The 12,735-nt window shown below is 43.2% G+C and carries 14 protein-coding genes; all 14 read left to right on the forward strand.

Annotation, left to right across the window (positions count from 1 at the left end):
- Nucleotides 1-43 precede the first annotated feature (43 nt).
- Nucleotides 44-1,402: an aspartate kinase gene (locus NYE73_RS10735; RefSeq protein WP_048390622.1), complete on the forward strand. Its 1,359-nt coding sequence runs from the start codon at nucleotides 44-46 to the stop codon at nucleotides 1,400-1,402.
- Nucleotides 1,403-1,506: 104 nt separating this feature from the next.
- Nucleotides 1,507-1,692, forward strand: coding sequence for a hypothetical protein (locus NYE73_RS10740; protein ID WP_259949022.1), 186 nt, complete (start codon nucleotides 1,507-1,509; stop codon nucleotides 1,690-1,692).
- A gap of 204 nt (nucleotides 1,693-1,896) precedes the next feature.
- Complete coding sequence (locus tag NYE73_RS10745; RefSeq protein ID WP_259949024.1) at nucleotides 1,897-2,580, forward strand: adenosylcobinamide amidohydrolase; 684 nt, start codon at nucleotides 1,897-1,899, stop codon at nucleotides 2,578-2,580.
- On the forward strand, nucleotides 2,577-3,533 hold the full coding sequence (gene cbiB / locus NYE73_RS10750) for an adenosylcobinamide-phosphate synthase CbiB (RefSeq protein ID WP_259949026.1): 957 nt from the start codon (nucleotides 2,577-2,579) through the stop codon (nucleotides 3,531-3,533). The genes NYE73_RS10745 and cbiB overlap by 4 nt, the downstream gene beginning before the upstream one ends.
- Nucleotides 3,520-4,614 (forward strand): pyridoxal phosphate-dependent aminotransferase, encoded by a 1,095-nt coding sequence (locus NYE73_RS10755; RefSeq protein ID WP_259949028.1) that lies wholly within the window; start codon nucleotides 3,520-3,522, stop codon nucleotides 4,612-4,614. Before cbiB ends, NYE73_RS10755 begins: the two co-directional genes overlap by 14 nt.
- Nucleotides 4,611-5,219: a histidine phosphatase family protein gene (locus tag NYE73_RS10760; RefSeq protein ID WP_259949030.1), complete on the forward strand. Its 609-nt coding sequence runs from the start codon at nucleotides 4,611-4,613 to the stop codon at nucleotides 5,217-5,219. The genes NYE73_RS10755 and NYE73_RS10760 overlap by 4 nt, the downstream gene beginning before the upstream one ends.
- A gap of 12 nt (nucleotides 5,220-5,231) precedes the next feature.
- The gene (locus NYE73_RS10765) at nucleotides 5,232-5,807 is read left to right on the forward strand and encodes a bifunctional adenosylcobinamide kinase/adenosylcobinamide-phosphate guanylyltransferase (RefSeq protein ID WP_259949032.1); all 576 of its coding nucleotides are present in this window, start codon (nucleotides 5,232-5,234) and stop codon (nucleotides 5,805-5,807) included.
- Nucleotides 5,808-5,827: 20 nt separating this feature from the next.
- A complete protein-coding gene (gene cobS, locus NYE73_RS10770; RefSeq protein WP_054548802.1) occupies nucleotides 5,828-6,604 on the forward strand; it encodes an adenosylcobinamide-GDP ribazoletransferase in 777 nt (258 codons plus the stop codon).
- Nucleotides 6,577-7,173, forward strand: coding sequence for a histidine phosphatase family protein (locus NYE73_RS10775; protein ID WP_048390636.1), 597 nt, complete (start codon nucleotides 6,577-6,579; stop codon nucleotides 7,171-7,173). Before cobS ends, NYE73_RS10775 begins: the two co-directional genes overlap by 28 nt.
- Nucleotides 7,125-7,517 carry a bifunctional adenosylcobinamide kinase/adenosylcobinamide-phosphate guanylyltransferase gene (locus NYE73_RS10780; RefSeq protein ID WP_048390638.1) on the forward strand — a complete coding sequence of 131 codons (393 nt, stop codon included), beginning with the start codon at nucleotides 7,125-7,127 and terminating at the stop codon, nucleotides 7,515-7,517. The genes NYE73_RS10775 and NYE73_RS10780 overlap by 49 nt, the downstream gene beginning before the upstream one ends.
- 31 nt (nucleotides 7,518-7,548) lie before the next feature.
- The gene (locus NYE73_RS10785; RefSeq protein ID WP_259949033.1) at nucleotides 7,549-8,043 is read left to right on the forward strand and encodes an ECF transporter S component; all 495 of its coding nucleotides are present in this window, start codon (nucleotides 7,549-7,551) and stop codon (nucleotides 8,041-8,043) included.
- Nucleotides 8,040-8,726 carry a hypothetical protein gene (locus NYE73_RS10790; protein ID WP_066038515.1) on the forward strand — a complete coding sequence of 229 codons (687 nt, stop codon included), beginning with the start codon at nucleotides 8,040-8,042 and terminating at the stop codon, nucleotides 8,724-8,726. The genes NYE73_RS10785 and NYE73_RS10790 overlap by 4 nt, the downstream gene beginning before the upstream one ends.
- Before the next feature lie 436 nt (nucleotides 8,727-9,162).
- Entirely contained in the window at nucleotides 9,163-10,896 is a 1,734-nt protein-coding gene (locus tag NYE73_RS10795) for an ABC transporter ATP-binding protein (RefSeq protein ID WP_066038514.1), read from the forward strand.
- Complete coding sequence (locus NYE73_RS10800; RefSeq protein WP_257961195.1) at nucleotides 10,893-12,704, forward strand: ABC transporter ATP-binding protein; 1,812 nt, start codon at nucleotides 10,893-10,895, stop codon at nucleotides 12,702-12,704. The genes NYE73_RS10795 and NYE73_RS10800 overlap by 4 nt, the downstream gene beginning before the upstream one ends.
- Nucleotides 12,705-12,735: the final 31 nt, after the last annotated feature.

Consider the following 12,735-nt stretch of genomic DNA (forward strand, 5'->3'; position numbering starts at 1 on the left):
TGGAGGAATACAATTAATTTGAAAAAGTTAGGATTTGATAGATATGATCGTGTGTAAATTTGGTGGAACATCTGTAGCAAGTGCAGAACAAATACAAAAAGTAGCAAACATTGTAAAATCTAATCCGGCGCGTAAGATTGTTGCCGTTTCAGCACCAGGGAAACGTTCTGGTGACGATATAAAAGTAACTGACCTATTAATACAATTAGCAAATGCAGCGTTACTACAAGAGAATACAGAGGAAAAATTGCAAACTGTTGTGGATCGTTTTAGAGCGATTGCTGATGGTTTGGGGCTAGATAATGCCATTTGTGACGTAATCGCAGAAGATTTACGTGAACGTGTACAAGGTGACAAAACAAATGTGGAATTATTCATCGATAGTATTAAAGCAGCAGGTGAAGATAATAACGCCAAGCTTATTGCAGCTTACTTTAATGCCATTGGTATGCCCGCACGCTATGTCAGTCCTAAAGAAGGTTTAGTGGTCAATGATTTACCAGAAAGAACCTTTGCATTACCTGAAGCGTATGCTAATTTAGCCCCTTTAAAAGACACAAAAGAAATTATTGTGTTCCCAGGGTTCTTCGGTTACACTAAAGCGGGCGTATTGCGAACATTTGACCGCGGTGGCTCTGATATTACAGGCTCTATTTTAGCAGCAGCCGTTGAAGCGGAGCTGTATGAAAACTTTACGGATGTGGATTGTGTGTTCTCCGCAAATCCGAAAGTCGTCAACGATCCAGTGGAAATTAAAGAAATTACGTATCGCGAAATGCGCGAATTATCATATGCAGGCTTTTCAGTGTTCCATGATGAAGCGTTAATGCCTGTCTACAAGATTGGGGTGCCCGTTAACATAAAAAATACAAATAATCCATCAGCCCCAGGTACACGTATTGTACCAAGCCGTCCTGCAACAGGTCGTCCAGTTACAGGTATTTCGGCAGACAGTGGCTTTTCAACTTTATATGTCTCTAAATATTTGATGAATCGTGAGGTAGGCTTTGGACGTAAGCTACTCCAAATTTTAGAAGATGAAAATATTTCTTATGAACACACACCATCTGGTTTAGACGATATTTCTGTCATCATGCGTTCGAATCAACTAACACCAGAAAATGAAGCACGCATTCTTAGTCGTGTGAAAGAAGAGCTACATGCAGAGTATGTAGAAATGCGTCACGGTTTTTCCATGATCGTGATTGTGGGCGAAGGGATGCGTCATAACACAGGATTAGCTGCCCGTGCTGCCACAGCGATTTCAAAAACTGGCGCAAATATTGAAATGATCAATCAAGGTTCTTCTGAAGTGAGCCTCGTGTTTGGTGTCCTTCAGGAATATGAAAACCGCATTTTACAAGCGTTATATGAAGAGTTTTTTGCCCATGCAAAAGCATAATGACACAATCGTCACTAATCCAAGTGTTTCTTGCTTGGATTAGTGTTTTCTTTTTGCCGAGAATACGGTAAAATCGAGGGCGTACATAGTTGGGAGGGTTATTCGTGAAGAATTTAACAATCGGTATGCTTTTTTCAATCATCGGGATACTTTTTGTCTGTTTAACGATTATGGATATTTTACCGTCATCGACAAAAACAATAAAAATTGTTTACATAGGCATTGGGTGGGTCTTTATTATCGTCGGCTCTGTCATCCGCTTTAAGAATCTCAAACAAAAGCAGCAATAACACTTTGAAAATGGAATTGTGACAATAGCCAAAGTTATGATACAATTTCAAAGAAAATAAATAATTTGAGTATTATGAAGTTGTTATTCTGTACAAATGTTCAGAAGGTTCAAATTTTAATAAAGAATCGACCGTACAAATTCTTCTTTGTAAGAATTTGTTTTTTTATGTTCCGTCATAACTTTATCGCGAGGAGGCGATTGATTGCCTATACTTACTAAGGATTGCATTCATATTTTTGACGATTATGTTGCCCTTCAAACAGCTTCAGCCATGAAGGTTGTATCCTCAGCCATGCATAACCCAGGCTTCGGTCATTATACGCATCTGATGAATCGAACGGTGCCTATTACCTATGATGAACGACAGCCACATCAGGAATTGCTGCAGTTTTTGCAGGCACAGCATTTCCCGCATGACAATACAGTGGCTATGATGACGGCTGTCCAAGCCAAGTTTGCGACTATTCGTGACTTTACATATGAGGGAATCCACCTTGTCATTATGATTACCGCAGGGCTTGGCAATGCGGTGGATATTACCCGTGCTTTTCAACGAGAGGAGCAGTACCATGCAGGCACCATTAATACTTGGGTGCTGATCAATGGCAAGCTGTCTGATGAGGCACTTTTTCAGGCAATGATTTCAACTACGGAAGCCAAGGTCAAGGCTTTAGTAGATGAAGGTGTTACGGATCCTACGACAGGCACGCTAGCTACAGGTACATCTACTGATAGCTTGCTTATTGCCTCGACAGAAGTAGGGGACTTCCATCAATATGCAGGTCCCATCACCATGCTTGGCAAGATCATTGGCTATGGTGTTTATGAAACGATGTGTGAGGCGGTTAGAAAATACAAAAAAGATAAAGAGGAGAGGTCTAAATGATTGCTATCGTGATTGCCTGCATCATAGGGCTTATTTTTGATTTAGTAGTAGGGGACCCTCCGAAGCTTCCTCATCCTGTACGCTGGATTGGACACTTGATTCAATCGCAAACAGCTTTATGGAATAAGGGCAAATGGCGCAAGCTACGTGGGACAGTGATGGCACTTGCTGTTGTTGGCACGACCATGTTTGTGGTGACGCTAATTCTATTACTAAGCTATCAGGTGAGTATCATTTTTGGCATCCTTGTAGAGGGTCTGCTGATTGGTATCGGACTGGCACAGCGGAGCTTGAAGGAGGCGGCGATGGCTGTCTATGAGCCGCTTGTCAAAGGGGATTTTGCCGAAGCACGTGTTAAGCTGTCTTGGATTGTCGGACGTGATACCGATAAACTAGGTGAGGATGAAATTGTGCGTGGTGTGGTAGAAACGGTTTCTGAGAATACAAGTGATGGTGTGACAGCTCCACTCTTTTATGCCTTTCTATTTGGGGCAATTGGTTTATGGGGCTATAAGGCTGTCAATACCTTAGATTCGATGGTGGGCTATAAAAATGAAAAATATAAAGACTTTGGTATGTTTTCAGCCAAGCTTGATGATGTCCTGAATTTTATTCCAAGTCGCATTACAGGCTTACTGATCGTGCTTTGTACGAAAAATGAAACAGATCGTTCGCTTGGCAAGCGCTTAAAGCGTTGGGTACAGGACGCTAAGAAACATCCTAGTCCAAATAGTGGCTATTTAGAGGCAGCGACTGCAGTGCAGCTTGGTGTACAGCTAGGAGGAAAAAATACGTATCAGGGCGTTGTTTCTCATCGAGCAATTATGGGAGAAAAATTAGTGCCATTAACGAAAGAGCATATTGCAACGTCCATTATTCATATGCGTATTGCCACAGTGCTGTTTGCGCTTGTTATGTTAGCAGTGGAGGTGTTAATTTATGCGGTTACCTAATCACGGAGCAAATCCGCAAAATGTTTATCAGCAATTAGGCTTAACGATGCCTGAGGTGGTGTATGATTTCAGCGAAAATGTCAATGCGGCAGGACCACCAGCCTTTGTGGAGGCACGTTGGCGTACTTTTTATCCACTAATTCAGCGCTATCCAGATCCAGATGGGGAGCCTTTTTTAACGAAGATCGCTGCTTTTCATCAAGTAGCAAAGAATACGATTTTACTAGGCAATGGGGCTTCAGAGCTTTTTAGTGTACTAGCAAGACGCTATGCCAATAAGCGTGTTATCATTGTGCATCCAACTTTTTCAGAGTATGAGCGAACATTGCGTGCTGCAGGTGCTACGATCGTTCCTATTGTCGTGACAGATTTTATCAATTACACATTGCCATTAGAGCAGCTACAGCAGGAAATGTTGACGGCAGATGCTGTATATCTTTGTACACCTAATAATCCGACTGGCGTACTGCCAAATAAGGAAGATTTACTCGCCTTAATCGCACACGGAGCAATCGTTAACTGTGAGCTTGTTATCGATGAGGCATTTATGGATTGGGTAGATGAGGCGCATTCGCTGATTCAATTTAGTGCACAAAACCCACATGTTATTGTCGTTCGTTCGATGACTAAAATGTATGCGATTCCAGGTTTACGACTTGGGTATTTGGTTGCGCATGCTACAATTGTGAGCGCCTTAAAAGAAATGCTACCGCATTGGAATTTAAATGCCTTTGCGCTTGTAATTGGGGCAAGCTGTTTAGACGAACAGCACTATTGTCAGCAGGCAATTACCTATGCCGCTGCGCAAAGGGAATGGCTGCATCGTTACTTACAGGACAATGGCTGCCAAGTAACGAATAGTGTAACGAATTATGTGTGCTTCTCCTTACCGAAAACACAGCAAGCAGACGCCTTTTTCACCTATTGTCTTGCACAGGGTGTTGTGCTGCGTCACACAAAAAACTTTCAAGGCTTGCAGGGTGAGTGGTTCCGTATTGGCATAAAAGACATTGCAGCCATGACATCTTTACATAATTGTCTACAAACGTGGTTTAACCTAAATAAGGGGAGAGAAAAGTGACAACTTTTTATCTAGTAAGACATGGGGAAACACAATGGAATCAGGAGCATCGACTACAGGGGTGGCTGGATTCTCCATTAACGGAATACGGTAGAGCAGCGGCTGAAAAACTTCACAAGCAACTGCAACAGATTCCTTTTACCGCTGCTTATTGTAGTTCAAGTGGTCGTGCAAGAGAGACGATGGCTATTTTGATGGCCAATCGCAAGCTGCCTATTGCCTATGAAGATGATTTACGGGAGATCTATTTAGGGAAATGGCAGGGGCAGACAATCGACGATATACTGGCGACACATAAGCTTGATTATGAGCTATATACGAACTACCCTGCGCAGTTTGTGGCGAGTCATACAGAAAGCTTTGGAGCTGTAACAGAAAGAGCGATGTTTACATTAAAAAAAATAGCAGCCCAACATCACAATGAAACGATCCTCATTGTCTCCCACGCTGTAACGATTAAATGCATTATCAATGCTATTTTACAGCGCAGCATTAGTGAGCTGTGGGCAGCTCCATACATTCATGGGACAAGTGTGACAGTGATTGAACGGCAAGGTCAACAATGGCTTGTGAAGGATATTGGTAATCTACATCATTTACAATAGGAGGTGTCCTACATGCCGCTTATTTTTATTACAGGTGGTGTACGTAGTGGTAAATCCCATTTTGCAGAGCAAGCAGCGCTTCAGCATTATGAGGCACAGGCATGTACAGCGAAACGCTTGCTCTATTTGGCTTCGGGTATTGCCTTAGATCATGAAATGGAAAAAAGAATCTTACGGCATCAGGCAGATCGCCAGGCACAGCCTGTACAATGGCTGACGGTGGAGGCTCCCTATGCAATTTCTGAAGTATTTGAGACACTTCAGGATGGAGATGTGGTGCTGTGGGATTGCGTGACAACTTGGCTGACCAATGCTTTTTACGAAGGCTATGACAAGGGGACACCCTGTTTACAACAGCCTGGTTGTTTAGCTAAGAAGCTACAGGCCGTCAAGCAGGCGATCCAATCACTACTGAAGAAGGATTTGACTTTTTTTGTGGTATCCAATGAACTTTTTGATGAACCTCCTTATGCTAGTGATGAAGTAGAATTATACCGACGAACGCTCGGACAGTTCCATCAATGGTTGGTTTCTATGGCACAGGAGGTCTATGAAATGAACTATGGCATTGTAAAGAGATGGAAATAATCAAGAAGGAAGGCAAGAGGATGAAAAATTTTTGGCATAGCCTCCTACTGGCATTTCAATTTTTTACGGTATTGCCAGTACATAAAGAGCTTCCGCTAACAAGGTCCACCATCACAGGCATGTTTGCTTGCTTACCGTGGATAGGTGCTTTAATGGGAACAACGGTGGCAGCTGTGCTTTATAGTCTTATGCAGTGGACAGCCAGCAGTGAAGTGATGCTAGCTTTCACTGTGATAGGGCTATTTGCTTTATGGACAGGTGGTTTGCACTTAGACGGCTTTATTGATATGGGCGATGCCTATTTTTCCTATCGAGATCGAGAAAAACGATTGGAGATTTTAGATGACCCCCGTGTGGGAGCGTTCGGAGTATTGGCTGTGGTGTTTTTATTAATGGGGAAATTTGTTATTCTACATGAGCTTTTAGTGCAGCAGAAGTTCGACTTGTGGATGGTGATATTCATTCCATTTCTAACAAGGGTGGGCATGAGCTTTTATTTTATGTCACTCCATTGCTCAAAGGAAAAAGGTCTTGCTTATTTTTTTAAGTCTCATATGAATGCTAATCGATTAAAAGTGATCATGCTGTTATCGCTCGTATTGGCGATGACGGTTGTTTTTATCAGCACGCAGTTCTTACTTCTTCCTGTTGTCCTAGTCGTCGTTTTAGCCATTGCACTTTTTATTTTTCGACAATTTACGTTGCGTAATTTTGGTGGAGTATCTGGCGATTTACTGGGTGCCTCCATTGAAGGGATGGAGGTTGTGCTATGGGTGACATTGTTACTGTGTGCTTAATTCGGCATGCGCCTACAAAAGAGAATCTTGAAAAGCGTTACCTTGGGTGGACGGACGCACCATTAGCAGATACAGCCAAGCTTGCTGTTGTGGATGCATTGGTTAAAAAGGTATATGGCAGTGATCTACAGCGCTGTCGACAAACGGCTGCTCATTATTTTCCCAATGCTAGCTACCAGGCAGAGGCATCCCTTCGAGAGACGAACTTTGGTGCATTCGAAGGGAAAACCTATGAGGAGCTAAAAATGGATGCTCACTATCGGGCATGGATAGATGATCCAATCCGTACACCCCCTCCACAAGGTGAGGCATTCGATGATTTTATGAAACGTGTTGTAGATGGATTTCATTATTTACCGAAAAATGAGGATAGCTATTATTTAGTGGTTCATGGTGGGGTTATTCGTGCCTTACTTGTTGCCTTTGCGCCAACAGAACAGCCCTTTTGGTCTTATCAAGTGCCACATGATAAACAATTTGTTTTAACATTTACAAGAAAGGCTTGGGAGGAGGGAGCAAGATGCATGTCTTTATCGGAGGTGCCTATAACGGCAAAACCGACTATGTGAGGCGCTTGTATGAACCGCAACAGATGGTTATGATTGCTGGCGAACTACCTGAGGTAGCGCCCGCCTGTGATGTCCTTGTCCTAAAGAACTTAGAAAAATGGCTTGTGACACAAAACTTGGAGGAAGATGAACAAATCGTACAAAAGGTGCTAGCCACATTACAAGAGCTTGAACACCATTGTACACTCGCACTTATTGTGACGGATATGGGACGTGGGGTTGTGCCAATGGAAAAACAAGCCCGACAGCTACGCGATACCTGTGGTCGTCTATACCAAGCTTTGTTCAAGGAAGCGGAGCAAGTTGTACGGATTTGGTATGGAATAGCTGAGCCATTGAAGTAAAGTAGACATTCAACAGAAAAGAGGGAATGAAATGGAACGACAAAAATTAAGAAAATTGATTTTGACGGCGATGGTAGCGGCCATCTGTGCAGTAGGAGCAATGATTAAGGTACCAGCGTTTATTTCAACGGCTGCACTGGATTCGGCTCCTGCCTTTTTAGGTGTTGTCTTTCTATCCCCCATCTTAGCAGGGGTTGCTGGATTAATCGGCCATTTTATTACAGCATTAACATCTGGATTCCCCCTAGGACCTTTACATATTATTATTGCGGTAGAAATGTTGATTGTCGTATGGGTCTTCGGGGTGATGCATAAAAAAGGCATGCACTTTTGGAAATGGCCAGTTGCCTTAGTATTAAATGGTATTGTTGCGCCACTACCATTTTATTTTATTATTAGTCCAGCATTTTTCTGGGGTGCTTTAGGTAGTATTCTAATGGCAACGGTGATCAATTTAATCGTTGTTGCGGTAGTAATGCCCGTCCTATCAAAGGTTTTTGTGCGTAAGGAAGGTCGTGCACAGTGAGAAATGCGATGAAAGTAGGGGCATTCATTGCGACCATGGATAATGCCGCAGCCATTGGACAAAAACCGCAAGATGTTGTGTCGGCACCAGACCAATTGACAGCCTACATGACAGCCCGTGTAACGTTTTTAGAACAGCTTGCTGCACAGGCACTACCTATTCAAGTTCTACTTGCGAATTTTTCTGGAGATGCCGCATGGTCTCGCTATGAAAAAGGTATACAGCAAGTGTTTACAGAAGCAGGTCTTACATGCCCAGCCATTACGGGGAGTACGGAATCCAATATGCCCACATTGCAGTCAGGCTTAGCTGTTACAATGCTTGGAGAAATTCAGCAGCAGCGTCGAGCATTTGACCACGATCAGCTTAGCTGGTACACCTATGGCCTGCCGCTTGTGGGTGAAGAGGTGTTGGCACAGCCTGAAGATGTGGCGCAGTTGCTGCCTGTTTTCAAGGCATGGCAGTCAGAAATTGTTCAGCAAGTATGGCCAGTCGGATCAAGGGGGCTGCAAGGAGAATTTGCCCGTCTGTTTGGGGAGCGACATGTGGAATGCGCTCTTGATGGTGCAAAATCAGCAGGCCCCTGTACAGTCATTTTGCTAGGCATTGCTCCAGACAATGAGTCACAGGCACAAAAAATTTTCCTGCGAAATTTTGAGAAGCTACGCATTTCTGAAAAGTGATGGGGCTTGTTTTGAGCAAATGATCGCATCTTGGGATAGGGCCAGATAATCCAGAGCAAGTGTTATTTTACTTCGATATGATTCTTGCTCTGGGTATTTCCTTACTTATTGACAGGATGACGCTGAATCTAAAGTAGCTGGCTGTTGCTTGTAAAGGAATAGGCCCGCTCTGTAGTGTGAGGAAGTCGCTCTTAAGCAGGGCAAACCCGCTCCAAAGTAAATGAAAGCCGCTCCTAAGAAGTGGAACTTCGCTCTAAAAAGTCACCACCCTCCAAAATCTGCTTAGAAATTAGATTTTTTCTCCTTATGAAGACACTACACCACAATCAAACCACTCCAATAATATTACGAGACCCGAAAAATTATTTATCAAATGGGAATGATTTTCAGTTATAATAAGGAACGAATGGGATTTAAATAGAACGGAGTCGAATGTATGCAGGCAGTTAAACAATTAGGGCAGTATTTGGGGCCTTATAAATTTTTCACGCTGATTGCACCGTTATTGATGGTGCTAGAGGTGACGATGGATTTAATTCAGCCGACCATCATGCAACATATGATTGATACGGGGATTGCCAATGGGGATAATCGTTACGTATTGAATATGTTTGTGTGGATGCTTGGCAGTGCAGTGCTCGGACTTATTGGTGGGGTTGGTTGCTCGTATTATAGCTCGAAGGCGGCGATTCATTTTGCCTCGGATATTCGACAGGCTCTTTATGAGAAGATGATGACTTACTCAGCCAAGGAGCGAGATGCTTTTACAACGGGGAAGCTGATTACGATTTTAACGAGTGATGTGGAAAGTATTCAGCGTGCCTTTATGATGACGCTGCGTATTTTTGTGCGTGGGCCCTTGCTCTTTATCGGCGCAGTGATTATTGTGTTTGTCACAGCACGTGAGCTTTTTTCCATATTGCTCATTATCGTACCATTGTTGGTTATAGCGATGTATTTTTTTACGAAATATTCGGGTGTATTGTATCGTCGTGTTCAGGAGGCCATTGATGCCGTCAATACGAAGCTACAGGAAAATTTGGCGGGTATTCGTGTAGTTAAAGCCTTTCGCCGTGAAACACAGCAGGTAGCACAGTTTGGAGAATTAAATGAGGCGTTGACGAAACGTTTTATTACAGCTGAGCAAATTGTCGGGGTACTTGTACCCTTTACGATGTTTGTTGTCAATCTAGGGATTGTAGCCGCGCTTTGGCTTGGAGCCATTAAGGTAGACGCGGGTACACTGCAAGTTGGCGTTATTCTTGCATTCATCAATTATTTAACGATTATTTTAAATGGACTGATGTCCTCTAGTATGGTGCTGATGCAAATAGCGCGAGCCTTGCCTTCAGGAGAACGCATTGTGGACGTGTTAAACAAAGAGATTGCTGTTAAGGAAGCGGAACATGCGCTGACCGATCCAATAAAAGGGGCCATTGACTTTGATCAGGTGAGTTATCGTTACTATGAAACAGCTGAGGATGTCCTCAAAAAGATTTCATTTTCGGTGAAACCAGGGCAAACGGTCGGCATTATTGGAAAAACAGGTAGTGGTAAATCGACGCTGGTGAAGCTATTACCTCGCTTATTTGATCCCTCTGGTGGCGAAATCCGCATAGACGGAAAACCGCTAAAATCCTACTCACTCGCAACCCTACGTGAGCATATCGGATTTACCTCACAGAAAGCATTATTGTTCTCTGGACCGATTGAAAAAAATATTCGTCTCGGTAAGGATGATGCTACAGCTGAGGACCTACAGCAGGCATTAGAGGCGTCCTGCGCCAGTGAATTTGTAGAGCGACTTGATAAGGGCTTAGCACATGAATTATCACAGGGTGCTACGAATCTTTCGGGTGGGCAGAAGCAGCGGCTTGCATTAAGTCGTGCGTTTATTCGAAAGCCTGCTATTTTGGTGTTGGATGATACAACGTCAGCGTTAGATAGTGCATCAGAACAACAAGTGCAGCGAGCTATTGCCACCTATTATCAAGACACAACGACCTTCATCGTAGCGTCGAAAATTGCCTCCATTCAGCAGGCAGATGTTATTTTGGTACTAGAGGATGGCGACATTGTTGGGCAAGGAACCCATCAGCAGCTTCTACAATCAAATGCGCATTATCAAGCAATTTATGCGTCACAGCAAAAGGCTGGTGAACAAGGATGAGTCAAGGTCAACCAAAGCAAATGAATTTTGGACGTGGACCGCGTATGGGGGGACCAGCTGAGAAGGCGAAAAATCAAAGGGAGACATTGTCACGTGTATGGCATTATGTCAAGCAACAAAAAATAGGGCTGTTTTTCTCTATCTTTTTTGTCATTGCTTCGACCTTTTTAAGCCTTGCGGGGCCCTATATGATTGGGCATATTATTGATGATTACATTATGAAAAAGGATATCGACGGAACGATTCGTTTAGGCATCCTGTTGGCCGTTATTTTTTCAGTAGCCTCTATTCTGACATGGCTGCAAACCTATGTCATGATTCAGGTGGCGATGAAAACCATTCGGACATTGCGTCTGGAACTATTTCAAAAGCTTCAAACACTGACATTACGTTTCTTTGATCAGCGTGCACTTGGGGATTTAATGAGCCGTGTGACCAACGATATTGATAATTTAAATACCGCACTTGTGCAAAGTGTTACGCAAATCGTGTCGTCCATTTTAACTGTAATCGGTGTCAGTATCGCCATGTTTACATTAAGCTGGCAATTAGCAATCGTGACATTGATTATTATTCCGCTAATCGTTTTCACAACCAAGCAAATCATTAAACGCAGCAGTAAAAATTATGCAGCACGACAACGGGATCTTGGGAAGCTGAACGGCTATATTGAGGAAATGATTACAGGTTCGGAGGTACTTACGCTTTTTGGTAGGGAGCAGCAAACGATTGATACGTTCCATCAGCAAAACGAAAATCTACGAAACTCTGCCCAACGAGCAGAAATTACCTCTGGCTTACTAGGTCCGATTAATAACTTTATGAATAATTTAGGCCTTGCCATCGTCATCGGAACAGGTGCCTTTTTAGCAGTAAAGAGTATTGTTACAGTGGGGATTATTGCCGCCTTTGTGACCTATACACGGCAATTTTTCCGTCCGCTTAATCAGCTATCTAATCTATTAAACACCTTCCAGTCTGCTATTGCTGGGGCAGAGCGTGTTTTTGAGATACTAGATGAACCCTCAGAGGTAGCCGACAAGCCTAATGCTATCAAGACGGCATCGCTCAAGGGGGATGTTGTTTTCAAACAAGTATCATTTAGCTATGAGCCAAATAAGCCTGTGTTAAAAAACATTGACTTCCATGCCAAGGCAGGAGAGACATTTGCTCTTGTTGGGCCAACAGGCTCAGGCAAAACAACGATTATCAATTTATTAACACGTTTTTATGACGTCGATCAAGGTGAGATTTTAATTGATGGGCATAATATTGAACACTATCAGATGGCGACGATTCGCCAAAGAGTTGGTGTGGTTTTACAGGACACCTATTTGTTCTCGGGAACGATTCGTGAAAATATTCGCTTTGGTAAGCTAGATGCGACAGATGAAGAGGTTGTGGAAGCGGCAAAAATCGCGAATGCCCATCATTTTATAAAATATTTACCTGCCCAATACGAAACACCCGTGCAGGCAGGAGGAGCCAATTTAAGTCAGGGGCAGCGTCAGCTTATTGCGATCGCCCGTGCAATTTTAGAGAATGCCGATATTTTAATTTTGGATGAAGCGACATCCAGCGTGGATACCCAAACAGAGGTCGATATTCAAAAAGGCTTACAGCATTTAATGCAGGGACGCACAAGCTTTGTCATTGCCCATCGTCTGAAAACAATCGAAAATGCCGATCAAATCCTCGTGATTCAGCAGGGAGAAATTGTCGAGCAGGGCAATCACCAAGAGCTGATGCAGCAGCAGGGAATCTATCGTCATCTTCAACAAAAACTATTGTTAGAGCAGGTAGAATAGGGAATAATGAAGGTACATCTTCCAGAAGGCG

The organism is Lysinibacillus sp. FSL K6-0102 (assembly GCF_038003545.1).
GTDB classification, from domain to species: Bacteria; Bacillota; Bacilli; order Bacillales_A; family Planococcaceae; genus Lysinibacillus; species Lysinibacillus capsici.

Coding starts and splice junctions, on each gene's coding strand:
- NYE73_RS10735 (WP_048390622.1), top strand. CDS start 44: ATGATCGTGTGTAAATTTGGTGGAACATCTGTAGCAAGTGCAGAACAA.
- cbiB (WP_259949026.1), top strand. CDS start 2,577: ATGATTGCTATCGTGATTGCCTGCATCATAGGGCTTATTTTTGATTTA.
- NYE73_RS10755 (WP_259949028.1), top strand. CDS start 3,520: ATGCGGTTACCTAATCACGGAGCAAATCCGCAAAATGTTTATCAGCAA.
- NYE73_RS10765 (WP_259949032.1), top strand. CDS start 5,232: ATGCCGCTTATTTTTATTACAGGTGGTGTACGTAGTGGTAAATCCCAT.
- cobS (WP_054548802.1), top strand. CDS start 5,828: ATGAAAAATTTTTGGCATAGCCTCCTACTGGCATTTCAATTTTTTACG.
- NYE73_RS10775 (WP_048390636.1), top strand. CDS start 6,577: ATGGGTGACATTGTTACTGTGTGCTTAATTCGGCATGCGCCTACAAAA.
- NYE73_RS10780 (WP_048390638.1), top strand. CDS start 7,125: ATGCATGTCTTTATCGGAGGTGCCTATAACGGCAAAACCGACTATGTG.
- NYE73_RS10785 (WP_259949033.1), top strand. CDS start 7,549: ATGGAACGACAAAAATTAAGAAAATTGATTTTGACGGCGATGGTAGCG.
- NYE73_RS10795 (WP_066038514.1), top strand. CDS start 9,163: ATGCAGGCAGTTAAACAATTAGGGCAGTATTTGGGGCCTTATAAATTT.
- NYE73_RS10800 (WP_257961195.1), top strand. CDS start 10,893: ATGAGTCAAGGTCAACCAAAGCAAATGAATTTTGGACGTGGACCGCGT.